The following is a 26,852-nucleotide window of genomic DNA, read 5'->3' on the forward strand; positions in this document are numbered from 1 at the left end:
GCGGCACCCGTCCTCCTGTATTGCTCTTTTCCGATTCGGACACCGTATCGCCATTGCGGTCCGTTCCGGGCCCGATCCGCGCGAACGGCGTGAAGATCGTCACCGCCGTCCGGGAAGCAAAACGGGCACCGGGGCGTTGACCCCGGTTGTGAGCTCACTGCCTGACGTGCCGCTGTCCGTGCTCGACCTGTCCCCCGTGTCGGAGGGGAACACCGTCGGCGAGACGCTGCGCAACACCCTGGACCTCGCCCGCGCCGCGGAACGGCTGGGCTACCACCGCTACTGGCTGGCCGAGCACCACAACATGCCCGGCATCGCCAGCTCGGCGACTCCGGTGCTGATCGGCCACGTCGCCGACGCGACCGAGCGCATCCGCGTCGGCTCGGGCGGCGTGATGCTGCCCAACCACGCGCCCCTGGTGGTCGCCGAGCAGTTCGGCACGCTGGAGGCGTTCCACCCGGGCCGCATCGACCTCGGCATCGGCCGCGCGCCCGGCACCGACCAGCGCACGGCGCTGGCCCTGCGCGGCCCCGGCGGGCTGTCGGCCGACAACTTCCCGGAGCACCTCCAGGAGCTGATCGGCTACTTCACCCATTCGGAGGCCCGCGGCGTCAACGCGGTGGTCGCCGAGGGCAACCAGCCGCCGGTGTGGCTGCTGGGCTCCAGCGGCTTCAGCGCCCAGCTCGCCGGCCGGCTGGGGCTGCCGTTCTCCTTCGCGCACCACTTCGCGGCCGAGAACACGATCCCGGCGGTGCAGCTGTACCGCGAGAACTTCCAGCCGTCTTCGGTTCTTTCCGAGCCGTACGTGATGCTGGGCGTGTCGGTGGTCGCGGCCGAGACGGACGAGCGCGCCCAGTTCCTGGCGGGGCCGTCGGGGCTGACGTTCCTGAGCCTGCGCCGCGGGCGGCCGATCGCGCTGCCGACGCCGGAGGAGGCCGCGGAGTACCCGTACACGGAGATCGACCGGGCGTTCCTGGCCGACCGGTTCGGCTCGAGCATCATCGGCTCGCCGGAGACGGTCCAAAAGGGATTCGAGCAGCTGCTGGCCGACACGGGCGCGGACGAGCTGATGATCACGACGATGGTGCACGGCCACGCGGACCGGATCCGCTCGTACGAGCTGATCGCCGGCCTGACGTCCTGACCCGTCTCCGGCGAGGGGTGCGCTGACGGCCGGAGTGACGCCACGGGCCCTGGCATTGCCGGGGCCCTTGGCGCGGCCGATCGCGGCGGCCTTCAACCCGCCCTTCCCGGTGCCGCGAATGACGCATTGGGGACCGGGGAGGTCCCCAATGAGTCATTCGCGACCTTCGGGCACTCCCGCCACCGGCAGGCTCGCCGCCCTCGCCCGGACTTCGCCGAAGCCGTGACGCCCGGCAGGCGAACGACCCGCTCGTGACGTCCACCCGCAAGTCCCGCCCCGCACCGGCCGCCACCGCTCGCCACGAGTGCCGCGAATGACTCATTCGGGACCGCCGACGTCCCCAATGAGTCATTCGCGACCCCCGGCGCGCCCGCAGCACACGCATGAAGGGGACGTTCCTGGCATCTCTGGACGTGCGGCACCGGGCCGCCTACCCTCGCCCGCGTGTGGGGCAAGCTCCGCGTTCCGGTGAACGGGAATGGTTACGACCGTGCAAGCTCACCCACCCGCGCCGGGCGTCGGCGGCGAATTTCTTTCCCTACACTGACAACAAGATCGAGGCCGTTTGTCAGTACTCGACAAGAAATGCCCGGTTACCAGCCCGTGACCGCGTGATCCTGCTCAAGTTCTTGTCTCCCATCACGGCCGTCGTTAGCGTACCGACCAGTAGGAAACGGCACGGTGTCCCCCGAGACCGTGAATGGCCGACAATTGTTACCCCGTTCGGACCATTTCCCCTTGCTCACCTCGGGTGTATTCGGCGTGCCGCCGAAACCGCTGGGGAGGCACACGAATGGCCGAACGGACGACGACGGCGTCGTTCCCCGGGGCCGCCGCGCTGCGGCAGACCGGACGGCTCTACGGGCTGGGGCTGGACGTCGTCCGGCTGACGTTCCGCCGCCCGTTCCAGGTGCGTGAGCTGGTCCAGCAGTTCTGGTTCATCGCGAGCGTCTCGATCCTGCCGACGGCACTGGTCTCGATCCCGTTCGGCGCGGTCATCGCGCTGCACATCGGGTCGCTGACCACGCAGATCGGCGCGCAGTCGTTCACCGGCGCGGCGAGCGTCCTCGCGATCATCCAGCAGGCCAGCCCGATCGTCACCGCTCTGCTGATCGCCGGCGCGGGCGGCAGCGCCATGTGCGCCGACCTCGGGTCCCGGACCATCCGCGAAGAGATCGACGCCATGGAAGTGCTCGGCGTCTCGCCCGTGCAGCGGCTGATCGTGCCGCGGGTGCTCGCCGCGATGGGGGTCGCGATCTTCCTCAACGGCATGGTCAGCGTGGTCGGCGTGCTCGGCGGTTACTTCTTCAACGTGATCATGCAGCACGGGACCCCGGGCGCGTACCTGGCGAGCTTCTCCGCCCTCGCCCAGCTGCCCGACCTGTGGATCAGCGAGATCAAGGCCCTCATCTTCGGTTTCGTCGCCGGGGTGGTCGCCGCCTACCGGGGGCTGAACCCCAAGGGCGGGCCGAAGGGCGTCGGCGACGCCGTCAACCAGTCCGTCGTCATCACGTTCCTGCTGCTGTTCGTGCTGAACCTGGTGCTCACCACCGTGTACCTGCAACTCGTGCCGCCCAAGGGGAGCTGAACGTGACCACCACGGAACTCCCGAGATCGGCGCGCGTGCGCGAAGCCGTCGACCGCCGGTTCGGTTTCCTCGACACCCTCGGCGACCAGATCCTCTTCTTCCTCCGCGCGATCGCCTGGATCCCGCGCGCGCTCCACCGCTACCTGCGCGAGATCGTCCGCCTGCTCGCCGAAGTCAGCTTCGGCAGCGGGGCGCTCGCCGTCATCGGCGGCACGATCGGCGTGATGATCGGGATGACCGTCGCCACCGGCACGGTCGTCGGCCTGCAGGGCTACTCCGCGCTCAACCAGGTCGGGACGTCGGCGTTCGCCGGGTTCGTCTCCGCCTACTTCAACACGCGGGAGATCGCGCCGCTGGTGAGCGGCCTCGCCCTGTCCGCCACCGTCGGCTGCGGGTTCACCGCGCAGCTCGGCGCGATGCGGATCTCCGAGGAGATCGACGCGCTCGAGGTCATGGGTATCCCGAGCGTCCCGTACCTGGTGACGACCCGGGTGATCGCCGGCTTCCTCGCCGTCATCCCGCTCTACGCCATCGGGCTGCTGTCGAGCTACCTCGCCTCGCGGCAGATCACCGTGTGGTTCTTCGGCCAGTCCGCGGGCACCTACGACCACTACTTCCTGCTGTTCCTGCCCCCCGGCGACGTCCTGTGGTCGTTCGGGAAGGTGCTGGTGTTCAGCGTCGTCGTGGTGCTGGCGCACTGCTACTACGGCTTCCGCGCGAGCGGCGGCCCGGCCGGCGTCGGCGTCGCGGTGGGCCGCGCCGTCCGCACCGCGATCGTCGCGATCAGCGTGCTCGACTTCTTCCTGTCACTGGCCATCTGGGGCGCGACGACGACCGTGCAGGTGGCCGGATGAGCCGCGAAACCCGCCGCAAGGCCGGGATCCGCACCGCGGGCGTGCTGTTCCTGGTGGTGATGGGCGTGCTCGTGACGCTCTCGATCAAGGTGTACGACAAGGACTTCGTCAGCACCGTCCCGGTGACGCTCAAAGCGAGCCGCATCGGCAACCAGCTCTCCCCGGGCGGGCAGGTCAAGGCCCGCGGGGTGCTCGTCGGGGAGATCCGCGACGTCCGCGCGACGCCGCAGGGCGCCGAGATAGCGCTTGCTCTCGAGCCCGGCAAGGTGGACATGCTGCCGCGCAACGTTTCCGCGCTGCTCGTGCCGAAGACGTTGTTCGGCGAGCGGTACGTCCAGCTGTCCATCCCGGACGGCGCCCGCGCCCCGCACCTGAGCGCCGGCGACACGATCGAGCAGGACCGCTCGGCCAACGCGATCGAGCTGGAACGCGTCTTCGACAACCTGCTGCCGGTGCTGCAGGCCGTCCAGCCGCAGAAGCTCGCGACCACGCTGACCGCGGTTTCGACGGCACTGCAGGGCCGCGGTGAGCAGCTCGGAAAGACGATCGGCACCGCGGACGCCTACCTCAAGGAGTTCACCCCCGACCTCCCCCAGCTGACGTCGGACATCCACGACCTCGCCACCGTCTCGAACCTTTACGGCGACATCGCGCCCGACCTCCTGGACGCGCTCACCGCGTCCGCCGTCACGCTCAACACGGTCAAGGAGAAGCAGAGCGAGCTGGCCGGGGTCTACCAGCAGGTGACGTCGTCTTCGCAGGAGGTCACGGCGTTCCTGGCGAACAACCGCGACAACCTCATCTCCCTGGCCGCCGACAGCCGCGCGCCGCTGGAGATCGCGGCGAAGTACTCCCCCAGCTTCGCCTGCACCCTCGCTTCGCTCAACGCACTGAGGAAATCCATGGACCAGGTGCTCGGCGCCGGCACCGGCCAGCCGGGCCTGCACGCCGACGTCGCCGTCACCAAGGACAGCGGGAAGTACCTGCCCGGCAAGGACGACCCGCGCTACACCGCCGGTGGCGAGCCGCGCTGCTACCCCTCCGGGGTGGCCCCGACGACCGGCACCGCCGCCGCGGCGCCCGGGAGCACCGGGCACCCGCTGCTGACCGGCGGGCAGGGCGACCTCGGCGTCGCGAACTCGCCGCAGGAGGAGCAGCTGCTGGCCACCCTGGTCGCGCCCTCCATCGGCGTGCCGGCCGCCGACGTCCCGGCGTGGAGCAGCGTGCTCGTCGGGCCGCTCTACCGCGGCACGGAGGTGAAGCTCAAGTGAGGAACATCGCCTCCCCACTGATCAAGAGCCTGATCTTCATCGCCGTCACGGCGCTCGCGACGACGCTGCTGGCCGTCTCCATCACGAACACCGGCGTCGGCGCCACCGAGCGCTACACGGCGAAGTTCCTCGACGCGACCTCGCTGAACGTCGGCGACGACGTGCGCATCTCCGGCGTGCGGGTCGGCCAGGTCGAGTCGCTCGACATCGCCGACCACAACCGGGCGCTGGTCGCGTTCTCCCTCGACCAGGGCCGCCGGCTGCCCGCCGACGTGAAGGCGGTCATCAAGTACCGCAACATGGTCGGCCAGCGCTACATCGCGCTGGAGCGCGGGAGCACCGCGACCCGGGAGCAGCTGCCCGAGGGCGGCGAGATCCCGCTGGAGCGCACGACTCCCGCGCTCGACCTCACCGACCTGTTCAACGGCTTCAAGCCGCTGTTCCAGGCGCTGTCGCCGAACGACGTCAACGAGCTGTCCGGCGAGATCGTCCAGGTGCTGCAGGGCGAAGGCGGCACCGTCGAAAGCCTGCTCGCCCACACCGGTTCGCTGACCACCACCCTCGCCGGGCGCGACAAGGTGATCGGCGAGGTGATCGGGAACCTCAACTCGGTGCTGAAGACGGTCAACGGCAAGGGCGACGCGCTGGCGAACCTCGTGTCCACGCTGCGGCAGCTGGTGTCCGGGCTGGCCGGCGACCGCGCCGCGATCGGTGACGCGATCAGCGGTATCGGCGACCTCACGCAGTCCACCGCGGGGCTGTTCGAACAGGCCCGGCCGCCGCTGAAGAACAGCATCGCCGGGCTGAAGGAGCTGGCCGGCGGCCTGGTCCAGAACCAGTCCGATGTGGACAGCTTCTTGACGAACCTCCCGGTGAAGTTCACCGAAATCGGCCGGGTGTCCTCCTACGGCTCGTGGATGAACTTCTTCCTCTGCACGGGTGTCCTGCAGACCACGCCCCCGCGCGGCGTCATCGTCCCCACGCCGAGGTGTGACTCGTGAAGTCCTTCAAGGAACGCAACCCCCTCGTCCTCGGCGCCATCGGCAGCGTCGCGCTGGCGGCGCTGCTGACCGTCACGTTCAACTACGACAACCTGCCGATCGTCGGCGGCGGCACGACCTACGAGGCTGAGTTCTCCGAGGCCGCCGGCCTGCAGGCGGACGACGAGGTCCGGGTCGCCGGCATCAAGGTCGGCGAGGTCCGGAACGTCGAGCTGGCCGACGACCACGTCCTCGTGTCCTTCCGGGTCAAGAACGCCTGGATCGGCGACCGCACGTCGGCCGAGATCAAGATCAAGACGTTGCTGGGCCGCAAGTTCCTCGCGCTGAACCCGACCGGCGACGGCGTCCAGGACCCGGACCGGCCGATCCCGCGGGCCCGGACGGTCACGCCCTACGACGTCACCGACGCCTTCAACGGACTGGCCGACACCGTCGGCGCGATCGACACCAAGCAGCTCGCGGACAGCTTCACCACGCTGTCGGACACCTTCCGCAACTCCCCCGAGCACGTCCGCAGCGCGCTCGACGGGCTTTCCCAGCTGTCGCAGACGGTGTCGAGCCGGGACAGCCAGATCGCCGAACTGCTCGCGAACGCGCGGCAGCTGACCACGACGCTGGCGAACTCGAACGACGACTTCGAGAAGCTCATCGACGACGGGAACCTGCTGCTCACCGAACTGAACCGGCGCCGCGACGCGATCCACGACCTGCTCACCGGCTCGGCGCGGCTGGCCGAGCAGCTCAGCGGGCTGGTGAAGGACAACGCCGACCAGCTCAAGCCGGCCCTGCAGTCGCTGAGCCAGGTGACCGACCTGCTCAAGCGGCAGAACGACAACCTGACCAAGGGCCTGCAGCTGGCCGGGCCGTACTTCCGGGTGGTCACCAACACGACCGGCAACGGCCGCTGGATCGACGCATACCTCTGCGGGCTGATCCCGGAGAACCACGACCCGTGCACCGTGCCGAAGACTGTGCCGTTCGTTACCAATCCGACTACAGCCACGGCCGATGGCTTTCGTAGCAATGGTTCAGTCCCGCTCGGGGGCCGGCCTACTTCCGGTCGGATTGGTAACCAGGGAGGGACGAAGTGAGCGCGCTGACCACCACCCGCGCCGGGGTCCTGACGAGCCGGTTCATCGCCGCCGCCCTGCTGCTCGCCCTCGTCGTGACGGCGGCGTTGTGGTGGGTGTTCTCCGGCAGCGGGCAGCACCACGTGACGGCCTTCTTCACCCGCGCGGTCGGCGTCTACGCCGGGTCCGACGTCCGGGTGCTGGGCGTCCGGATCGGCCAGGTCGACGCGGTCACCCCGCGCGGCGAGCAGGTGCAGGTCGACATGACGGTCGACGGCTCGGTCGGCATCGCCGAGGACACCACGGTGCTGGTGATCGCGCCCAGCGTCGTCGCCGACCGGTACGTCCAGTTCGCCAAGCCGGCGCGCGGCGGGCCGCGGCTGCCGGACGGCGCGTCGATCCCGGTGCGGCGCACCGCGACCCCGGTGGAAATGGACCAGCTCTACGCCAGCCTCGACACGCTGTCGAAGGCGCTGGGCCCGGACGGCGCCAACTCCCAGGGCGCGCTGTCGGACCTGCTCAAGACCGGGGCGCAGAACCTGCAGGGCAACGGCCGTGCGTTCAACGACAGCGTGCGCAACTTCGCGCAGCTGGCGCGCACGCTGGCCGGGAACTCGGGCGACCTGTTCGGCACGGTCGACGAGCTCCAGCGGTTCACGACCATGCTGGCCACCAACGACCAGCAGGTCGGCAGCGTGAACCAGCAGCTCTCGCAGATTTCGGGCACGCTGGCCGCCAACAGCGGCGAGCTGGGGCAGGCTCTGAACGGCCTCGGCCGCGCGCTCGCCGACGTCCAGGCGTTCATCCGGGACAACCGCGGCGCGCTCAAGTCCAATGTGGACAATCTGGTGACGACCACGCGGACGCTCGTCGAGCAGCGCGCCTCGCTGGCGGGCACGATCGACGCCGTCCCGCTGGCGGTGACGAACGTGCTCAACGCGGTCGACCCGGCCACCGGGCGGCTGCTCGGGCGCGAGAACCTCGACTACTACCTCACGGCGCTGCCGCTGCCGGTCACCGGCGACGTCTACACCAACGGGGGTGGCCGGTGAAACGGGTCCTCGCCACCGCGGCCGTCGGGTGCCTGCTGCTCGCGGGCTGCTCTTCGGGTGAGTTCAAGGGTGTCTACGACCTGCCGCTGCCGGGCGGCGCCGACGTCGGCGACCACCCGTACTCGGTGACCGTGCAGTTCGCCGACGTGCTCGACCTGGTGCCGCAGGCCGCGGTGAAGGTCGGCGACGTCCCGGTCGGGCGGGTGCGGGAGATCCGGCTGGGCGGCGACGGCTGGACGGCCGAAACCGTGCTGGAGGTCAACGGCGACGTCGCCCTGCCCGCGAACGCGATCGCCCGGCTGCGCCAGTCCAGCCTGCTCGGCGAGAAGTTCGTCGAGCTGGCCGCCCCGGACGGCACGACGTCCGGCTCCGGGACCGCGCGGCTGGTGGACGGGGCCACGATCACCGTGGACCGGACCAACCGCAACCCCGAGTTCGAGGAGATCTTCGGCGCCCTTTCGCTGCTGCTCAACGGCGGCGGCATCGGGCAGCTGCAGACCATCAACCGCGAGCTGTCGAAGGTGATGGACGGCAACGAGGCGCAGATCCGCTCGTTCCTGTCCGGGGTGAACACCCTGATGACCGACCTGGACGCGCACCGCTCGGACATCACCGAAGCCCTCGACGGCATGAACCGGCTGTCGGCGACGCTCGCGAACCGCCACGACCAGGTCTCCGGCGCCTTGACCGACCTGACGCCGGGGCTGCAAGCGCTCACCGACCAGCGCACCCAGCTCGTCTCGATGCTGCAGGCGCTCGACCGGCTCTCGACCGTGGCCACCGACGTCGTCGACCGCAGCCGCGACGACATGGTCGCGGACCTGCGTGCGCTCGCGCCGATCCTCGGGCAGCTGGCCAAGGCCGGCGAAGACCTGCCGCAGTCGCTGCAGCTGCTGCCGACGTTCCCGTTCCCGGACTCGGTGCTGCCCGCGGTGAAGGGCGACTACATCAACGCCTACGCCTCGGTGATCCCGGCCCCCGGGGTGCCGCTGCCGCCGGCCGGCGAGGGCGTGCCGCCCGGCTTGCCGCAGCTCCCGCTCCCCTCGGGAGGTCAGTGATGCTCACGCGCAGGGTGCGGATCCAGGTCGTGCTGTTCATCGTGATCGCGCTGGCCACGACGGCGTTCGTCGGCGCGAACTACGCCGGGCTCGGCCGGTTGTTCGGCTCCGGCAGCTACACGGTCCGGCTCGAGCTGGCCGAGGGAGGCGGGCTGTTCACGAACGGCGAAGTGACCTACCGCGGCGTCGCCGTCGGCCGCGTCGGCGAACTGCGGCTCACCCTCACCGGGACCGAAGCCGACCTGCTGATCGACGACGGCGCCCCGCCCATCCCGGCGGACTCGAAAGCGGTGGTCGCGAACCGGTCGGCGGTCGGCGAGCAGTACGTCGACCTGCAGCCGCGCACCTCCGGCGGGCCGTTCCTGGACGGGAACTCGGTCATCCAGCGCGAATCGACCACGCTGCCGCTGCCGGTCAACAACCTGCTGACCGACCTGGACTCGTTCACGGCGTCGGTGCCGACGCAGGACCTGCGCACGGTGGTGAACGAGCTCGACGACGCCCTGCGCGGTTCGGGCCCGGACCTCCAGACCTTGCTGGACACGGCGACGGAGTTCACCCAGCAGGCGGGCGCGCACCTGCCGCAGACGTCGAAGCTGATCAACGACGGCGCAACCGTGCTGCGCACCCAGGTGGATTCGTCGGCCCAGTGGCGCTCGTTCAGCGGCAACGCCCGCGTGTTCGCCCAGCAGCTGGCCAAGTCCGACGGCGACCTCCGGCGCCTGATCACGACCGCGCCCCCGGCGGCGACGCAGCTTTCGTCGCTGCTGAAGGAGAACGACCCGGGCCTGCCGATCGTGCTGGCCAACCTGCTGACGACGGCGCGGGTGTTCGGCACCCGCACGGCGGCGGAGGAGACGCTGCTGGCGAACGTCCCCCGCGCGGTGGCGGCCGTCGGCTCGGCCATCGACGACGACCGTCACGTGCTGCGGATGGGCCTGGTGCTCAACTTCGACAACCCGCCGTCGTGCCTGCAGGGCTACGAAGACACCCCGCACCGCTCGAGCCGGGACCTCTCGCCGTTGCCGCTGAACACCGACGCGGCGTGCACGTTGCCGTACGGCAACGAGAGCTCGGTGCGCGGCACGCAGAACGCCCCGCACCCGCCGGTCCCGGACGCGGTGCCGGTGGGGCCGCTGACGATCGGCACGCAGGCGACGAAGACGAGCCTCGAGGAGATGCTGTGGCTGCGCTGAAGCACGGAGCGGCGGCGGTCTCCCTGGCCGCGGCGGTGTTCGCGGGCTGGTCGGGCTGGTCCTGGTACGCGGCGGCCCACGAACCGGCGGTGACGTACGGAGCCGCGCGCGACTCGGCGTTGGCGAGCGGCCGGACGCTGGTGGCGGAGCTGAACAGCTTGGACTACCACGACGTCGAGGGCGGTCTGGGCCGCTGGCTGTCGGCGTCGACGGGCCCGCTGCACGACCAGCTGGCCCGGACGGACGCGCAGACGAAGCAGGCGCTGGCGGCGAACGCGACGGTGTCGACGGGGAGGGTTCTGGACGCGGCGCTGAGCGAGCTGGACGAGCACGCGGGGACGGCGAAGATGCTGGCCTCGGTGGAGATCACGATGGCGAAGCAGGGAACGTCCCCGGCGGTGAAGCGCAACCGCTTCGCGGCGGCGCTGGCGAAGACGGCGGACGGGTGGAAGCTGAGCGCGCTCGACCAGCTGGCGGTGGGAACCCGATGAACCGCTCGAAGACGGTGGAGGAGGTTCTCGCGCCGGCCGAGCCTGCCGAGGCGGAGATGGACGCCACGACCGCGACCGGCGCCGAGCCAGGCGACCTAGCGGCCGAGGCCGAGCCCGCCGCGACCGGTGGCGAGCGCGGCCCGGCCGCATGCGAGACCACGGCTCCGGCGCCCGAGCTCGAGACGGGCGAGCCGCCGGCCGCCGCCGGCGGCGGCGAAAGTGAGGTGGGTGGCCCGGCAGCCGCGGCCGCCGAAGCCGAGCAGCCGGCCGCCACCACCGCGCCCACCACCCCGGCCGGCAGCGACCCGGCGACCGAGGTCGAGCCCGAGTCCGGCGAGCCCGAAACCGCCGCGGCGGAGGTCGAGCCCGAACCCGGCGAGCCTGAAACCGCCGCCGAAGCCGAGCCCGCCCCAGCCACAACCCGGCCGGTCTGGCTCCGGCTGCCCGCCCTCCTCCTCGCCGCCGCCGTCGTCCTGGCCGGGGCCGGGACCTGGTTCACCCTCGAAGCCCACTCCGCCGCCGCGACCTCCGCCGCCGCCAACCTGGCGCTCACCGATGTCGGCGCCACCGCCGATGTCACCTCCGCCGTCACCCTCGCCGTGAACCGGGTCTTCTCCTATTCCTACGATCGGACCGACGTCACCGAAAAGGCCGCCGCCGCGGTTCTCCGTGGTGCCGCCAAGGATTCGTACGACAAGCTCTTCGCCCAGGTGCGGCAGAAAGCACCCGAGCAGAAACTCGTCCTCACTTCGCGCGTTTCGGCGATCGCCGTGCAAGAACTCACGAGCAATCACGCGCGGTTACTCGTCTTTCTCGATCAATCAGCCGTCCGGGCCGACAACAATGCGACCGACAACGCCGCGGCGCAGCTTTCCGTGACCGCGGAACGCGCCGATGGCACCTGGGTGATCACCGCTCTCGAACCGCGCTGAACCAGCGAGCACTTCACCGTTTCCGGGAGCACCCGGGACGGACGGGAAAACGCAAAGGGAGAACAACTATGTCCGTGGCAACGCAGCTGAGGAGACTGGCCGTCCTCACCTCGTCGGCGGCACTCGTGCTCACCGGGGTCGCCGTGACCCCGGCGTCGGCCGACGTCATCCCGATCCCCGTGTCCTACAAGGTCACCGGCAGCACCACGGTGAAGAAGACCGGCAGCGCCATGAAGCTCGGCCCCGGTTCGCTCAAGGGCAACCTGCTCATCGACGACCAGACCGGGTCGGTCGGGCTCAGCGCGGACCTCGCGCTGCCGCCGTCGCAGGCCGACATTTCCCTGCTGGCGGGCATCTTCCGGATCAAGGCCAAGGTCAAGGTGACCCCGCTCGGCCCGGCCACCGGCACCATCGCCGACGGCAACCTGGTCACCAAGGCCAAGGCCAACATGGAGATCTACGACATCTGGGCCGGCCCGATCGTGCCGGTCATCCCGCTGCCGACCGTGCCCGGCAGCTGCAAGACGAAGACCCCGCTCGACCTGACGCTGTCCGCACAGGACATCGACATCACCGCGCCGGCGATCACGGTGAAGGGGACCTACACCATCCCCGAGTTCACCAACTGCTTCATCGCCGACATCGCACTCGGCGCCCTGGTTTCGGGGCCGGGCAACACCATCTCTCTCGACCTGGCCAGCGACGCCGCCCTGAAGTGACCGCACGCGGGTGGCGGGCCGAGTGCCCGCCACCCGCGCCCGTCAGCAAGGCGCGGCCGGGTCTTCCTTCAGCGCGAAGCTGTCGTTGTCCCCGGCCGAAACGGCGAACACCGGCCCGCACGAGATCGGGCTCGACTCGCCGACCAAGTTCGAGCCCCACACGACGATGTCGCCGTTGGTCTTGTAGGCCACGTTGTGGTTGAACCCGGCGTCGACACCCGCTACATCGGACAACGCCTCCGGCGGCACCTCGGTCTGGTGGAAGTTGTCGCGGCCCCAGGCGTAGACGCGGCCCGCCTTCAGCGCCAGGCTGTGGTTGAACCCGGCCGAAACCGCCGTGACACCGGAAGAAAGCCCGGCCGGCACGGTCGACTGGCCGTAGGTGTTGCTGCCCCAGGCCAGCACGCCGCCGTTCTTCAGCGCCAGGTTGTGGTCGCCACCGGCGGAAATCGCGGTGACGCCGGACTGCGCCGCCGCGGGCACGTCGGTCCGCGTTCCCCAGCTCACGACCAGTCCCCCGGTTTTCAGCGCCAGGCTGTGCATGTTGGACGTCGAGATCGCGACGACGCCGCTCGACACCGACGCCGGCAGCGTGGTCTGGCCGTACCAGTTGTTGCCCCAGGCGATGACCTTGCCGTTCTTGAGGGCCAGTTCGTGGCCCCAGCCCGACGCGATCTGGCTGACGCCGGACGTCGCCGCCGCGGGGATTTCGTTGGCGCCCCAGTTGTTCGCGCCCCACGCGAGGACCTTGCCGCCCTGCAGCGCCAGCGCCGTCGTGCTGCCCGCCGAGACCGCGGTGATCCCGGTCAGCGCGTCCGGCGGCGGGATCGTGACGTCGTAATCCGGTTTGCCCCAGGCGATCACGCCGCCCACCGTGGCCGCGGACGCGGGCTGGGCGAACGACGAGACGGCCAGTGCCGCCGTCAGCGCGAATGCGGCACGCTTGAATGACACCCGTCCACAACGTGAAGAACCCGGCACGATAGCCTCATTTCTCCGGTTTCGTTATCCGTGCTTGCCCCGGCAAGATCACAAATGGTAGACCGTGGCTGTCGGCGGATCCTCGTTGCCGGCGTTCTTTGTCACGATCCGCCAAATCCGGCGGCACCCCTGCGCGGCTTCGCACAAGAATTCATCGGGCCCGTCCAGCGAGTCCCCCGTGCGGGGCCGGAACTCTTGTTCCGTAGTGAACTGGCGAGTAGCCTCGATTTCGGCAGATGGACCTCCACCTCGCACGCCGGTGAATCGCGTCCCGCCGCCCGGGGCAATCGGGGCGGGTGAAGCGATGGGGGATCAACGGCAGCGGGCAATCGATCAGCCAAAGCCGAGACTGAACTGAATCAAAGGAGATGACAGGCATGTCCCGACTCAGCAGACTGTCCGCCGGTATCGCCACGACCGCGACCGCCATCGGCGCCATCGCGGTGCTCACCGCGGGCACCGCGGCCGCCGCCACCGTCACCTACGCCGCCGGGGGCACGGCGGGCATCACCTACAACTGCACCTTCCCCGGCATCTCGCCGCAGCCGGTCGCGATCACCGCGCACCTCGACGCGCCGGACACCGTCGTGCACAGCACCAGCGTCACGCCGAGCAACGTCGGCGGCACGGCGACGATCAGCGCGACCGTCCACTCGCTGCTGACCGCGGTCGGCTACGACGGCATCCGGGGCATCGCGACCGTGCCGGTGACGGCGTCGGCGGGCACACTGTCGCAGCCGTCGGCCACCGGGCTGAACATCCCGGAGGTCATCTACCCGACCGGCGGCCCGATCACGGTGAACATCTCGCAGGTCGCGACGTCCAGCATCCCGAGCTGGACCGCGCAGGCCACCGCGGGCTCGGCCACCCTGTCGCTGACGAGCGGGCTGTCGGCGAACCTGGAGTTCCACAAGAAGTCGACCAACACCTGGTCGGCGTGGACGATGAACTGCACCCTCAAGGTGACCAGCCCGGCGCAGAACACCGCGTTCAGCCCGAGCATCACCGTTTCCTGACCGGGTTTCCCGGTGCGGGCGCCCCGCCCGCACCGGGACCACCCGCCGCTTCCGCACGCACCCAGGGAAACCGATGCCACGTCGAGTCCGGCCCCGCACCCTCACGATCTCCGCGCTGGCCGCCGTCGGCCTGCTGTCCGCGGTGAACGGCGCGCTGACGGGAGTTGGCTCGGCCGCACCCGCGCCCGCGGTCCCGCCGGACACGAAGGCGGCGACGTCGGTGTCGGTGACGTGCCCGTTCGCGGATCCGCCCGGTCCCCGCGCGCTCACCGTCGAAACGGCGGCCACGCTGCCGGCCCAGGCGAAAACCGGTGCGGCGGCGACCATCCGCGACTTCTCCGTCAAGCTGACGCTTTCCCGCGACCTCGCGCTTTCGCTCCTCCCGGACGGTGCCACCACCGGGTCACTCCAGGGCACCGCCGTCACGAACCTCGCCGTCCGCCAAGGCGACCGGGCGGACCGGATCCCGGTCCCGGTGGTCGTGGCGGCCACCCCGCTACCGGAGACCGGCGACGTCACCTTGACCGGGATCGGAACCGTGCCGCCGATCGCCATCAACACCGTCGGCCCGGTCACCCTCGAGGTCACCGCCCCGACACTCGCGCTCACGGCCGTTTCCCCGCCCGGCACGACCGAGGCCGCCCAGCCGGCGCCCGGGATCGCGTGCACCCTCGACCCCGGTCAGCCGTCGGCCCTGGGCAAGATCCAAGTGCTGCCGAAGACGGCGCCGGGCACCAAGCAGAACCAGCAGGCGCCCCCCGGCGGGGTGGCGACGCAGGACGAACCGATCCCGCCGATCGAGATCACCACACCCCTGGCTCTGGTCAGCGTGCTGACGACGTCGACCGTGACCAAGCTGGGCGCCAAGGTGGCCGCCGACCCCGCCTTCCTGATCAACGGCCAGTTCCTCTTGTCGCTCGACGCCGAGAGCGGGGAAATCGTCGACCGCCGCGTCACCGGGTCCACCGTCTTCAAGCCGGCCACCGTCACGTTCCTCGGCTTCGGGTTCGTGCCGGTGTCGGCGACCATCGAGTTCCTGCCGCTCGACTACCGGGACAGCAAGCTCATCGAGATTTCCGGCGGCCTGCACGACGACCCCGTCACCGGCGAGCCCGTACTGGACACGCAGCTGTCGGTGATGGCGCGGCTGAGCGGCGCGAAGGTCAACGGCGTCCCGCTCGACCTCGGCCCGGACTGCGTCACGGCGGGCCCGGTGAAGCTGGAGCTGAGCGGCCCGTACGACCCCTTCAGCATCGGGCACATCCGGACCGATCCGGCGAAGGGTTTCGACCTGCCCGCCTTCCGGGGCTGCGGCGCCGGTGGCCAGGACCTGAATCCCCTGCTGACGGGGATGAGCTCGGGCCCGGGCAACCAGGCGTTCGTCGACACCTACAACCTGCTCGTGTGCACCGAACCCGACCACACCCAGTGCCCGGAGGGCTCCGACCCGCCCGCACCCGGTGGCACGCCGGCCCAGCGCACGCAGAAGGCGGTCACGAAACCGAACTGAGGATTCACCGTGCCGGCCGCGACACCGTTGTCCGGGCACCGACGACCCCAGGGAGCACCATGGTCACCCGGTTCGCACCGGCCGCGGTTCTGGCCCTCACGGCCACGGCACTCCTCGCCGGGCCGGCGCACGCGTCCACGGCGTACCACTCCGGTCCGATCGGCTACACCTGCACGACACCGGGAAGCCCGGCTCTGGCGGTGACGCTGCTGGCGGGGTTCACCGGCCCGGACACGGTAGCGCCGGGCGCCGCCTTCGCGATCTCGGAAGTTTCCGGCAGCGTCACGCTGTCCCCCGCCGCGCGGGCGTACTTCACCGCAGGCGGCAACGACGGCGTGCTCGGCGGCTTCACCGCGGCGTTCATCGAGGCGGCGAACGCCCCTCGCTCGTCGACCACCTCCGCGCCCAACGTGCCGGCGCTCTGGGGTCCCGACCCGGTCGCGATCGACTTCCACAACGGCAAGCAGACGCACCGGGCGGGCGCGTCGGGCACCGTCACGTTCCGCGCGGACCGGCTGGCGGTGGCCCTGTCGCTGCACCGGCCGGACGGCGCCCCCGCGGGGCCGGCCCTGGTCTGCACCCAGGTGGCCGGCCAGGACGCCTCCTTCACCCCGGCGCTGCCGATCACCTAGGAGCCGTCCGGTGAGTCCGGTAGCCGGGCCGGCCCTGACCGCGACCGGTCAGTTGGGTGTCCACTGTGGACGAGCGTGCCCGGTCCGCGGCGACGGCAGCAGGTCGCTGACCGGGTACCGCAGCGGCAGCGGGGCCGCGCCCGCGCGCAGCGCCAGCTCCATTTCGAAGCGGGCCGCCGGGTTGCGGAGGCTGTCGCCGAACGTGGCCTGGAGCTGGCGCATGCGGTAGCGGACCGTCTGGGGGTGGACGCCGAGGCGTTCCGCGATCTCCACCACGTTGCCCTGGCTGTCCAGCCACGCCCGCAGCGTCTCCAGGAGCCGCTCCTGCTGCTTGCCCGTCATGTCCGCCAGCGGCGCGAACAGGCGGTGCCGCAGCGTGCCGACCAGGCCGGTGTCGGAGTTGACCAGCAACGTCGCCAGGTGCTCTTCGGCGCGCAGCACCGGCCGCGTCGCGAGCACCCCGCGTTCGGACAGCTGGAGCGCGTTCCGGGCCCAGCGCAGGGAATCCGCGACCGACGTGAGCGGGACGCACGGGCCGATCGACAGGCGGCAGTCCGGCAGGGCCACCTGCAGGGCCGCCAGGCGCGGGGCGCTCAGTTCGCCCGGCACCACGAGTTTCGGGTCCGCGGTGTCGAGTTCGGCGAGGACGTCGGCGTCGAGCCCGGCGTGGCGGCGGGCCGGGGCGACGCCGCCCGCGGGGCAGACCGCCACCGGGGTCGCGTCGGCCGGCACCGGCCAGCCGATCAGCTGGGCCAGCTCGGCGATCGCCTTGGGCGACGCGGGCGGGGTCTCGAGGATGAGGTGGAGGAGCTTGCGGCGCCACGTTTCCAGCGCGCCCGCCGTGCGCGCCTTCGCCTCCAGGTAGCCGTCGAGCGCGACGGAGGCGAGTTCGTCCATGAACGCCAGCATCGCGTCGGCCAGCTGGGACATCACCGCCGAGGAGAGCCCGCTTCGCCGTCCCACGCGCATGATCCGGCGCCACGACACCCGCGCGCCGACCCGGTACGCCGACTGCAGCGTGTCGAGGCTGCGGCCTTCGCGCATTTCGTTCTGCCCCAGCCGGTGGTGCACCTCGTGGGACTGCTCCTTGGACACCGTCGGGTCGGCGATCTGGGCGACGAACAACGTGATCGCGTACTCGACGCCGGCGCGGATCGACTTGCCGTAGGGCCCGTCGAGCGGACGGGCGTAGGCGGGGATGGTCGCGCGGATTTCGTCGACGATTTCCGCGGCGAGGCTGCCCAGTTCGGGGCGCAGGATGTCCGCGAGCTTGCGAGGCAGTGCGGCGGGTGGCGCAGCGTGTTCGAATCCGCGCTCCACCGTCATCGCAGCTCCTTCGCTCCACCCCTGGAATCGGGCACGCGCACGCGCGACCGGGCACCCCGCACCTGAAGCGGGGTGACAACGAACACATCGAAAAACTAACGCGGAACGTGTCACCCGAATGAGAGGAAACCGATTTCTTGTCAACTTTGTGACAAGTTCACGAGCTGTGCCTGCGAAACGCTGACAGGTACCCCGCCGACCGCGTGCTCGCCTGCATACGAACGGACGAGCGGCCCGCGCTGCGGTCACCCCGCGTTCTTGTATCGTATGGTTGATACAAGCGAGGGAGGTCCGGCATGCCGTGGGACAACGTACTGGCCGTCGCGCTCTTCAGCGGGCTGATCGGGCTGGCGATCCTGATCGTGCTCTGGCCGGGTGAGAAGCACGGCAAGCGCTTGCTCGAACGCTGGGGCGTGCCCGATCCGGACGCGGCCGAGATCGCGGTGGCCGTGCGCTACCTCAAGCGGCGCCGGCTCTGGTACCCGTGGCTGTTCCTGGCGCTCCCGCCGCTGTTCGGTGACACGACGACGGGCTCGCTCGTGGCCACCCTGCTGCTCGGCGGCCTGATCGCCGAGCTGCTGTCCCAGCGGCCCGCCCGCGGCCCGCGGCGCGAGGCCGACCTGACGCCGCGCCCGCTGACGGCCATCGCGCCCGCCTGGGTGCTCGCGCTCGGCGCCGTGGCGGCCGCCGGGTCGATCGCCCACCTCGTCGTGACGGCGCAGGGGAAGTTCCTCGCGCTCGCGGCCGGCACGGTGGTGGTCTGCGCGGCGATCACGGCGCTGGCGGTCCGCCGCCCGGCGGCCGGCGCGGCGCGGGCGGACCTGGCGCTGCGGTGCCGCAGCGCGCGGGTGGCGATCGGACTGGGCATCGGCGCGGTGACGGCGCTCGGCTGGCCCGGCGGCAACCTGGTGTCGTTCCTCGTCGTCGTGGCGGGCGTGGCCGCGTTCCTGGCCGTGACGGCCCCGCTGAAACGGCTGCCGGCGGCGGCGTGAAGATCGTCGTCGACACCACGAACGGACTGGCACCCTGGCGGCAGGTGCACGACCAGGTGGTCCGCGCGGTGACGACGGGGGCGCTGGCGGAGGGGACGCGGCTGCCGCCGATCCGCCAGCTGGCGCGCGATCTCGGGCTGGCGTCGGGCACGGTGGCGCGGGCGTACCGCGAGCTGGAGGCGGCGGGCTGGGTGACCACGGCCCGCGCCCGCGGCACGGTGGTCACCCTCCCACCCGGCCGCCCGGCCCCGGCCGAGCTCCTCCTCGCCGCGGCCACCGCCTACCTGACCCAGGCCCGCGATCTCGGCGCGGATCTCGAAACGGCCCTGAACGCCGTCCGCGCGGCCCACGAACGCTCGTGAGTGATAAGTCGGGTTAGAACCCTACTTTTCACTCACGAGGAGCCGGCCCAGTGCAGCCAGGACGGGCTCCAGCACCTCGACTTCGCGAGCCGTGCCCACGCACTCCGTGACCCCGGCGCCCACGACGTCGTAACCGGCGAGGGCGTCGAGTTCGGCCACGAGCCGGGCGATCGTCCAGCCGTTCGGCTCCGGGTAGTTGAGGCCCGGGAACTCCGCGGGATCCAGCACGTCCAGATCCACGTGGACGTACAGCTTCTCCACGGATAGCGCGTCCAGAGAAGTGACGGCGAGACCGCGGGAGACCGCGGCGCGCTCCTCCGGGTCGAACACCCGCGTGCCCAGCAGAGCCACACTGCCCGGCTCCAGAGCCGGGTCGGCCGCGAACTCCGCGTCGCCCTCGCCGAACAGCGACCGCAGCACCATCCCGTGGAACGCACCCGACGGCGACGTCGAAGCCGTGTTCAGGTCCGGGTGGGCGTCGAACCACGCGACGCCGAGGCCCGGCCCGTGCCGGAACCGCGCGACGCCGATCGGGACCAGCTCGACCCCGCAGTCGCCGCCGATCGTCAGCACCGGGCCGCCAGGGGCTTCCAGGGCCGCCAGCTGGGCCGCGCGGTTCGGGCCCGTCAGCTCCGCGCGCGAAGCGATCCCACGGTCCACTTCGGACACCGACCGCGACTGCCGGACGTGGTGGACGGGCCGGCCGAGCACGTGCCCGGCCAGCTCCGCCAGTGCCAGGCAGCCGTCGGGCAGCTCCGCCGAACGCGGTCCCACCGCGCCTTGGCGCTGCGGGACCGCGTTGATCAGCGTCATTCCAGGACGAGCAGGAGATCGCCGCCCTCGACCTGCTGGACGGAGTTGATCGCGAGGCGGCCCACCTTGCCGCCCGCGGACGCGGTGATCGACGCCTCCATCTTCATGGCCTCGATCGTCGCGACCGTCGCACCGGCCTCGACCGTGTCGCCCTCCGAAACCTGCAGCGTGACCACACCGGCGAACGGCGCCGCGACCTGCTTCGGGTTGCCCTTCTCCGCCTTCTCGGTCGCCGGGATGTCCGAAGCGATCGAGCGGTCGCGGATCTGGATCGGGCGCAGCTGGCCGTTCAGCGTCGACATCACCGTGCGCACGCCGCGCTCGTCGGCCTCGCCGATCGCCTCCAGCTCGATGAGCAGCCGGACACCCTGCTCGAGGTCGACCGGGTACTCCTCGCCCGGGCGCAGGCCGTAGAAGAAGTCCTTGCTGGGCAGGACCGACGTGTCGCCGTAGGCCTCGCGGTGCGCCTCGAACTCCTTCGTCGGGCCGGGGAACAGCAGCCGGTTGAGCGTCCGGCGCGGCTGCTCGGAAAGCGCCGTACGGTCCTCTTCGGACAGTTCGGCGACCGGCTTCGCCGCCGCGCGGCCTTCGAGGGCCTTGGTGCGGAACGGCTCCGGCCAGCCACCGGGCGGGTCGCCCAGCTCGCCGCGCAGGAAGCCGATCACCGAGTCGGGGATGTCGAACTTGTTCGGCTCCGCCTCGAAGTCGGACGGCGAGACGCCCGCGCCGACCAGGTGCAGCGCGAGGTCGCCGACGACCTTGGACGACGGCGTCACCTTCACCAGGTGGCCGAGGATCTTGTCGGCGGCCGCGTACATCGCCTCGATGTCCTCGAACCGGTCGCCCAGGCCCAGCGCGATGGCCTGCGTGCGCAGGTTCGACAGCTGCCCGCCGGGGATCTCGTGGTCGTAGACGCGCCCGGTGGGCGAGGCGAGCCCGGCCTCGAAGGGCGCGTAGATCTTGCGCACGCTCTCCCAGTACGGCTCCAGCTCGCCGATCGCCCGCAGGTCCAGCCCGGTCGTGCGCGCGGAGTGGTCGGTGGCCGCCACGATCGACGACAGCGACGGCTGCGACGTCGTGCCCGCCATCGACGACACCGCGCCGTCGACGGCGTCCGCGCCCGCGTTGATCGCCGCGAGGTAGGTGGCCAGCTGGCCGCCCGCGGTGTCGTGGGTGTGGATGTGCACCGGCAGGTCGAACTCCTTGCGCAGCGCGGTGACCAGCTTGGTCGCCGCGGGCGCGCGCAGCAGCCCGGCCATGTCCTTGATCGCCAGGACGTGGGCCCCGGCGCCGACGATCTGCTCGGCCAGCTTGAGGTAGTAGTCGAGCGTGTAGAGCTTCTCGCCCGGGTCGGACAGGTCCGAGGTGTAGCAGAGCGCCACCTCGGCGACCGCGGACCCGGTCTCGCGCACGGCTTCGATCGCCGGGCGCATCTGCTCGACGTCGTTGAGGGCGTCGAAGATCCGGAAGATGTCGATGCCGGTCTTGGTCGCTTCTTCGACGAAGGCGGTGGTCACCTCGGTCGGGTACGGCGTGTACCCGACGGTGTTGCGCCCGCGCAGCAGCATCTGGAGGCAGATGTTCGGCACGGCTTCGCGCAGCGCGGCCAGCCGCTCCCACGGGTCCTCGGCGAGGAACCGCAGCGCGACGTCGTAGGTCGCGCCGCCCCAGCACTCCAGGGACAGCAGCTCGGGGAGCGTGTTCGCGACGACCGGCGCCACCGCGAGGAGGTCCTTCGTGCGGACGCGGGTGGCCAGCAGCGACTGGTGCGCGTCGCGGAACGTCGTGTCGGTGACGCCGATGTGCGGCGACTTCCGCAGCCACTGGGCGAACCCGGCCGGGCCCAGCTCGGCGAGCTTCTGCTTCGACCCCGGCGCCGGCTGGGCGTCCTTGGGCAGCTTCGGCAGCTTGACCGTGGCGTCCGGCGTCTTCGGGCGCTCGCCGTGCGGCTTGTTGACCGTCTGGTCGGCGAGGTAGGTCAGCAGCCGCGTGCCGCGGTCGGCGGACTGCCGGGCGGTGAGCAGCTGCGGGCGCTCCTCGATGAACGACGTCGTGACGCGCCCGGCGCGGAAGTCCGGGTCGTCGAGAACGGCCTGCAGGAACGGGATGTTCGTCGAGACACCGCGGATCCGGAACTCGGCGACGGCGCGGCGCGCGCGGCCGACGGCGGTCTTGAAATCGCGGCCGCGGCAGGTGAGCTTCACCAGCAGCGAGTCGAAGTGGGCGCTGATCTCCGTACCGGAGAAGGCGGTGCCACCGTCGAGCCGGATGCCGGAGCCGCCCGGCGAGCGGTAGGCGGAGATCATCCCGGTGTCCGGCCGGAAGCCGTTGGCCGGGTCTTCGGTGGTGATGCGGCACTGGAGTGCGGCGCCGCGAAGGTAGATCTTGTCCTGGGAGAGACCGAGGTCGTCGAGGGTCTCACCGGACGCGATCCGCAGCTGCGACTGCACGAGGTCGACGTCGGTGACCTCTTCGGTCACCGTGTGCTCGACCTGGATGCGCGGGTTCATCTCGATGAAGACGTGGTTGCCCTGCTTGTCGAGCAGGAACTCGACGGTGCCGGCGTTGCGGTAGCCGATCTGCTTCGCGAACTTGACCGCGTCGGCGCAGATGCGGTCGCGCAGCTCGGGGTCGAGGTTCGGCGCCGGGGCCAGCTCGACGACCTTCTGGTGGCGCCGCTGCACCGAGCAGTCGCGCTCGTAGAGGTGGATGATGTTGCCCGCGCCGTCGGCGAGGATCTGCACCTCGATGTGCCGCGGCTCGACGACGGCCTTCTCCAGGAAGACGGTCGGGTCGCCGAAGGCGGACTCGGCCTCGCGCGCGGCGGCCTCGATGGACTCGCGCAGCACGGCGGGGTCCTCGACGCGGCGCATGCCGCGCCCGCCACCGCCGGCGACGGCCTTCACGAAGACCGGGAAGCCCAGCTCTTCGGCGGCCGCGACCAGCGCGTCGACGTCGCTGGACGGCTCGGACGACCCGAGCACGGGCACGCCGGCCTCGCGCGCGGCCTTGACCGCGCGGGCCTTGTTGCCGGTGAGCTCCAGGATTTCGGCGCTCGGCCCGACGAAGGTGATGCCCGCTTCTTCGCACGCGCGCGCAAGATCGGGGTTCTCCGAGAGGAAGCCGTAACCGGGGTAGACGGCGTCGGCCCCGGCCTTCTTGGCCGCGGCGACGATCTCGTCGACCGAGAGGTAGGCGCGCACGGGGTGCCCGGGTTCGCCGATCTCGTACGCCTCGTCGGCCTTCAGCCGGTGCAGCGAGTTGCGGTCTTCGTGCGGAAACACGGCGACCGTCCCCGCGCCCAGTTCGTAGCCGGCGCGGAACGCTCGGATCGCGATCTCCCCGCGGTTGGCCACCAGCACCTTGCGGAACATGCCCGGTCCTTCCCATTTGGATCGGTAAGTCAACGCACGTTACCCGGTTTTTCCCGCTCTGCGGGAGCTCCATACCAGGTGATGGACATCATGCGCGTGGAAGATTCGCCGGATCGCCGGCTGGGCAGCTTCTCAGGTTCCCGGCGGCGCGTAAAGCAGCCGGTTGGCCGTGCCGTCCGGGACGCCCTTGAGCACGTCCGGCGTCGCGGCCTGAACAAGCGCTTGGTCCACCTGGTCCGGTGCCATTTCCGGGTGCTGGGCGCGGTACAGCGCGGCCACGCCGGCCGCGAACGCCGCCGCCATCGACGTGCCCGAATCCGGGCCGGCGCCGGTGCCGCCCGCGATCGGGCCGGGGATGTCGACGCCCGGGGCGTACAGGTCGACGTCCTGGCCGAAGTTGGACGCCTTGTCGGGGTGGTCCTGCGTGTCGGTGGCCCCGACGGTCAGCGCCTCGGTGACCCGGCCCGGGGAGAAGCCGCTCGCGTCGGCGGTCTCGCTGCCCGCCGGGACGGCGACCGGCACGACCGCGGCGAGCCGTTTCACGGCGGCGTCGAGCTGGTCGTTCGGCACCCCGCCGATGCCGAGGACGGCGACCGCGGGCTGCTGGGCGTTCTGCGCGACCCAGTCGATGCCGGCGATGATCTGCTCGGTGGCGCCGCCGCCGTCCTTGTCGAGCACCCGCACGGGCACGATCTGGGCGCCCTTCGCGACGCCGTGGTCCTTGCCCGCGGCGATCCCGGCGAGGCGGGTGCCGTGGCCGTTGGTGTCCGAGGTGTCGGAGCCGCCGTTGAGGAAGTCCCGCCCGGGCGCGACGCGGCCCTGGAAGTCGGGGTGGCTCGCGTCGACGCCGCTGTCGATCACGTAGATCGTGACGCCCGAGGCGTCGGTCGCGTAGTGGTAGGCGTGATCGAGGCCGGTGCGCTGGTCGATCCGGTCCAGCCCCCAGCTGGGCGGATCGGGTTGCACCCCGCCGGCCGCCGCCGGCCCGGCGAGCACGGTGGCCATGGCCGCGAGAAGCATCTTCATGATCGTCGTGGTACCCCGGCGGTCCGGGAGCGACAACTCAGGCCTGTCCCTCGATCGGCTGATTCCGCCGGGCCAGCACCACGACGTCCACCGCGAGCAGCAGCACGGCGCACGACGCGATCACCTGCCCGGCGACGGTCGAGTGCTCCACGACGGCCACGAACGTCGGCGCGAGGACGCCCGCGAGGCCGGCGGTCCCGGTCGCCAGCACGGCCCACGCGACGCCGGGCACCGCCACGGCGACGACCGGGACGAACACGGCCAGCACCGCCCCGAGCACGAAGTAGGCGGCGGCGCGCCCGGCCTCGCTGTCGCTGTGCTGCGCGAGCTCGGCCAGCTGTATGAGCCAGGCGGCGGCGAGGACGACCCCGAGCCCGACCGCGGCCCACGCCGGCCACCCGCCGGCCCGTTTCGCTGGTTTCGCTGGTTTCGCGGCGTTCCGGCGGAGGACGACCGGAGCGCAGACAGCCGCGATCGTCCAGGCGATGTGCGCGAGGAGGAGGAAGGTGAAGCCGGTACCGAGCTCGGCGTCGCCGTTCTGGGTGAGGGTGATCGTCTCGGTGAGGAAGCGGAGGAGCCCGAACAGGGCGGCGAGGCCGGCGCCGAGGAGGAGGGCGGGGCCGGTGCGGGCGCGCGTCCGGGGCGCGAGGGTGAGGATGCCGGCGAGCGTCGCGGACGCGGCCACGATCCCGACGTAGGTCTCCATGCCGGGGCGGTAGTAGGTGAGGGGTTCGCCGTAGCGGTAGTCGAGCCCGAGCCCGACGACGCCGAAGACGGCACCGGTGATCGCGGCGACCCCGCCGAACCCGCCCACCGGATCGACCGAGCCGGACTCAGCTCCGGCTCCGGCTCCGGCTTCCGACGCGGGCTCGGCTCCGACGGCCGGTGCTGCGGGGGCCGGTGCGGGTGCGGGCTCCGGTTCGGGCTTGGCTCCGGTTTCCGGCGCTGGCTCGGCTCCGGCAGTGCGCCCCAATGTGGCGTTGGTTGCGTCAGACGCACCCAATGTGGCGTTCGGTGCGTCTGACGCACCGAACGCCACATTGGGGCGCTTGGGGGGTGCGGGCGCGGGGTCCGGCGCCGGCACGGGTGCGGGCACAGGCGCGGCGGGCGGGGCGAGCTCGGCTGCAGGGGCAGCATCAGGAGCCGGCTCGGGTGCGGGCACTGGGGCGGGCGCGGGGTCTGGGGCGGGCGCAGGCGTGGGAGCCGGTGCCGGGAGCGGGAGCGCGGCGATCTCCACCTCCACCACCACATCGCCGGTCGGGCCGCTCACCACCAGCTTGCCCCGGCGCGTGCCCTTCTCCCCCGCCGTCGCCGTCAGGTCCGCGGCGCCGTCGACCTCCGTCACCGCCATCCACGGGTGGGAAGCCTCGAACCGCACCTCCCGGGCCACCGGCGGCCCCAACGCCCGCAAGGTCGCCGTACCCGGCTCTCCCGCCGGGGCCGAAAGACGGATCACCGGCGAGTCGACCCGCACCGCCACGTCGCCCAATGCGTCCGAAGCCGCGGTCGCGATGTGCTCGATGTCCGTCGACGCCATCACCTTCAACGCCTCGAACGCGCCCATCGCCACCGGCAGGTTGTCGCTCGACAACCGGCGTCGCAGCTCCGCCACCGCGCCCAGTCGCGTGAACGGGTTCTCCGCCGCGATCGCGGCCGCCAGGTCGGCCGGGATCGGGGACGGCTTGATGCGCCGTCGCCTGCTCTTCGCCAGGTACAGCTCGCCCTGCATCTCGATGTCGCGGCTCGGCGTCTGCTTCGGGTTGCGCTCGCGGACGCGGTCGAACAGGTACTCGTACAGCTCCCCCAGCGCGATCCAGCCGTCCTCGTCGCGGTCGGCTTCGCCGGTGCGCAGGCCCTCCACCAGCGCCGACGTGAACACCGACGGCTGAGCCGGCTCGTCCGAGGCCAGCCGGGCGCCCTCGAACGCGTACTCGATCGAGTTCGACGCCGTGATCACCGCGCGGCCGCGGCCGCCGCGGAAGCTGTCCAGGACGTTCGCGTCACCCGACGAACGGACCGCCACGCCTTGGCCGAACGCCCCGCCGTAGCAGCAGTCCAGCAGCAGCACGATGCTGCGCGAGCGGCTCTGGCGGATGCACTGCTGGACGAACTGCGCGGGCACCGCCGTCGAACGCAACCGGTCCGGACGCGTGTTGCGCGCCGCGAAGTACAGCCCGCCCGTGTCGTCTTTCAAGCCGTGGCAGGAAAAGTGCAGCAGCAGGACGTCGTCCGGGCGGCCCTCGGCGCACAGGTCCTCGATCTCCGCCTGGACGACGTGCGCGGTCTCGTTGCGGACCACCTGGACGTCGAAGTCGCTGATGGTCCGGTCCGCGAGCACCCCGGCGAGGGCGTCGGCGTCCGCCGCGGGTGAGCCCAGCCGCTGCAGGCCCGCGTTGTCGTATTCGCCGTTCGCGACGATGAGCGCGCGCCTCCGCCCGGCCATA

The 26,852-nt window shown here is 71.3% G+C and carries 23 protein-coding genes; 17 read left to right on the plus strand and 6 right to left on the minus strand.

The annotated features are described in order from the left end of the window. The first annotated feature begins 148 nt into the window (after positions 1-148). From SD460_RS40985 to SD460_RS41040, 12 genes are all read left to right on the plus strand, one after another. A complete protein-coding gene (locus SD460_RS40985; RefSeq protein WP_290053967.1) occupies positions 149-1,144 on the plus strand; it encodes an LLM class flavin-dependent oxidoreductase in 996 nt (331 codons plus the stop codon). Positions 1,145-1,937: 793 nt separating this feature from the next. Further along, positions 1,938-2,732, plus strand: a complete 795-nt coding sequence (locus SD460_RS40990; RefSeq protein WP_086860376.1) for an MlaE family ABC transporter permease — start codon at positions 1,938-1,940, stop codon at positions 2,730-2,732. Positions 2,733-2,734: 2 nt separating this feature from the next. Next, the gene (locus tag SD460_RS40995; protein ID WP_290053969.1) at positions 2,735-3,586 is read left to right on the plus strand and encodes an MlaE family ABC transporter permease; all 852 of its coding nucleotides are present in this window, start codon (positions 2,735-2,737) and stop codon (positions 3,584-3,586) included. Beyond that, entirely contained in the window at positions 3,583-4,857 is a 1,275-nt protein-coding gene (locus SD460_RS41000) for an MCE family protein (RefSeq protein WP_290053971.1), read from the plus strand. Before SD460_RS40995 ends, SD460_RS41000 begins: the two co-directional genes overlap by 4 nt. Beyond that, positions 4,854-5,858 carry an MCE family protein gene (locus tag SD460_RS41005; RefSeq protein ID WP_290053972.1) on the plus strand — a complete coding sequence of 335 codons (1,005 nt, stop codon included), beginning with the start codon at positions 4,854-4,856 and terminating at the stop codon, positions 5,856-5,858. The genes SD460_RS41000 and SD460_RS41005 overlap by 4 nt, the downstream gene beginning before the upstream one ends. Next, positions 5,855-6,949, plus strand: a complete 1,095-nt coding sequence (locus SD460_RS41010; RefSeq protein WP_290053973.1) for an MCE family protein — start codon at positions 5,855-5,857, stop codon at positions 6,947-6,949. The genes SD460_RS41005 and SD460_RS41010 overlap by 4 nt, the downstream gene beginning before the upstream one ends. Further along, positions 6,946-7,980, plus strand: a complete 1,035-nt coding sequence (locus SD460_RS41015; RefSeq protein ID WP_290053975.1) for an MCE family protein — start codon at positions 6,946-6,948, stop codon at positions 7,978-7,980. Before SD460_RS41010 ends, SD460_RS41015 begins: the two co-directional genes overlap by 4 nt. Further along, entirely contained in the window at positions 7,977-9,038 is a 1,062-nt protein-coding gene (locus SD460_RS41020; protein WP_290053977.1) for an MCE family protein, read from the plus strand. The genes SD460_RS41015 and SD460_RS41020 overlap by 4 nt, the downstream gene beginning before the upstream one ends. After that, positions 9,038-10,234: an MCE family protein gene (locus SD460_RS41025; RefSeq protein ID WP_290053978.1), complete on the plus strand. Its 1,197-nt coding sequence runs from the start codon at positions 9,038-9,040 to the stop codon at positions 10,232-10,234. The genes SD460_RS41020 and SD460_RS41025 overlap by 1 nt, the downstream gene beginning before the upstream one ends. Next, positions 10,222-10,725, plus strand: a complete 504-nt coding sequence (locus SD460_RS41030) for an Rv1363c family protein (RefSeq protein WP_290053980.1) — start codon at positions 10,222-10,224, stop codon at positions 10,723-10,725. Before SD460_RS41025 ends, SD460_RS41030 begins: the two co-directional genes overlap by 13 nt. After that, positions 10,722-11,657, plus strand: a complete 936-nt coding sequence (locus SD460_RS41035; RefSeq protein ID WP_318307562.1) for a hypothetical protein — start codon at positions 10,722-10,724, stop codon at positions 11,655-11,657. Before SD460_RS41030 ends, SD460_RS41035 begins: the two co-directional genes overlap by 4 nt. A 68-nt stretch (positions 11,658-11,725) precedes the next feature. Further along, a complete protein-coding gene (locus SD460_RS41040; RefSeq protein WP_290062283.1) occupies positions 11,726-12,376 on the plus strand; it encodes a hypothetical protein in 651 nt (216 codons plus the stop codon). A 42-nt stretch (positions 12,377-12,418) separates the two neighbouring features. Here SD460_RS41040 and SD460_RS41045 read toward each other — a convergent pair whose 3' ends face one another. Then, positions 12,419-13,330, minus strand: coding sequence for an RCC1 domain-containing protein (locus tag SD460_RS41045; protein WP_290062284.1), 912 nt, complete (start codon positions 13,328-13,330; stop codon positions 12,419-12,421). A 404-nt stretch (positions 13,331-13,734) separates the two neighbouring features. On the opposite strand from SD460_RS41045, the gene SD460_RS41050 reads away from it, so the two are divergent. The 3 genes from SD460_RS41050 (at position 13,735) to SD460_RS41060 (ending at position 16,515) form a co-directional block, all read left to right on the plus strand. Continuing rightward, positions 13,735-14,373 carry a DUF6801 domain-containing protein gene (locus SD460_RS41050; protein ID WP_290062286.1) on the plus strand — a complete coding sequence of 213 codons (639 nt, stop codon included), beginning with the start codon at positions 13,735-13,737 and terminating at the stop codon, positions 14,371-14,373. Between the two features lie 73 nt (positions 14,374-14,446). Continuing rightward, positions 14,447-15,883, plus strand: a complete 1,437-nt coding sequence (locus SD460_RS41055) for a DUF6801 domain-containing protein (protein WP_290062287.1) — start codon at positions 14,447-14,449, stop codon at positions 15,881-15,883. Between the two features lie 59 nt (positions 15,884-15,942). Next, a complete protein-coding gene (locus SD460_RS41060; protein ID WP_290062288.1) occupies positions 15,943-16,515 on the plus strand; it encodes a DUF6801 domain-containing protein in 573 nt (190 codons plus the stop codon). Between the two features lie 48 nt (positions 16,516-16,563). Here SD460_RS41060 and SD460_RS41065 read toward each other — a convergent pair whose 3' ends face one another. Further along, positions 16,564-17,841 (minus strand): PucR family transcriptional regulator, encoded by a 1,278-nt coding sequence (locus tag SD460_RS41065; protein ID WP_290062289.1) that lies wholly within the window; start codon positions 17,839-17,841, stop codon positions 16,564-16,566. A 296-nt stretch (positions 17,842-18,137) separates the two neighbouring features. Between SD460_RS41065 and SD460_RS41070 the strand changes: the two genes are divergently transcribed. Together SD460_RS41070 and SD460_RS41075 are read left to right on the plus strand one after the other, a co-directional pair. Then, positions 18,138-18,833, plus strand: coding sequence for a hypothetical protein (locus tag SD460_RS41070; RefSeq protein ID WP_318307563.1), 696 nt, complete (start codon positions 18,138-18,140; stop codon positions 18,831-18,833). Then, on the plus strand, positions 18,830-19,195 hold the full coding sequence (locus tag SD460_RS41075) for a GntR family transcriptional regulator (protein WP_290062407.1): 366 nt from the start codon (positions 18,830-18,832) through the stop codon (positions 19,193-19,195). The genes SD460_RS41070 and SD460_RS41075 overlap by 4 nt, the downstream gene beginning before the upstream one ends. Positions 19,196-19,216: 21 nt before the next feature. On the opposite strand, the gene SD460_RS41080 is transcribed toward SD460_RS41075, so the two are convergent. The 4 genes from SD460_RS41080 to SD460_RS41095 form a co-directional block, all read right to left on the minus strand. Continuing rightward, positions 19,217-20,008, minus strand: a complete 792-nt coding sequence (locus SD460_RS41080; protein WP_290062408.1) for an arginase family protein — start codon at positions 20,006-20,008, stop codon at positions 19,217-19,219. After that, a complete protein-coding gene (locus tag SD460_RS41085; RefSeq protein WP_318307564.1) occupies positions 20,005-23,382 on the minus strand; it encodes a pyruvate carboxylase in 3,378 nt (1,125 codons plus the stop codon). The genes SD460_RS41080 and SD460_RS41085 overlap by 4 nt, the downstream gene beginning before the upstream one ends. Before the next feature lie 132 nt (positions 23,383-23,514). After that, positions 23,515-24,402 (minus strand): S8 family peptidase, encoded by an 888-nt coding sequence (locus SD460_RS41090; protein ID WP_290062411.1) that lies wholly within the window; start codon positions 24,400-24,402, stop codon positions 23,515-23,517. A gap of 43 nt (positions 24,403-24,445) precedes the next feature. After that, entirely contained in the window at positions 24,446-26,851 is a 2,406-nt protein-coding gene (locus tag SD460_RS41095) for a caspase family protein (RefSeq protein ID WP_318307565.1), read from the minus strand. Position 26,852: the final 1 nt, after the last annotated feature.

The sequence above is a fragment of the Amycolatopsis solani genome (assembly GCF_033441515.1).
In the GTDB taxonomy this organism is placed as follows: Bacteria; Actinomycetota; Actinomycetes; order Mycobacteriales; family Pseudonocardiaceae; genus Amycolatopsis; species Amycolatopsis solani.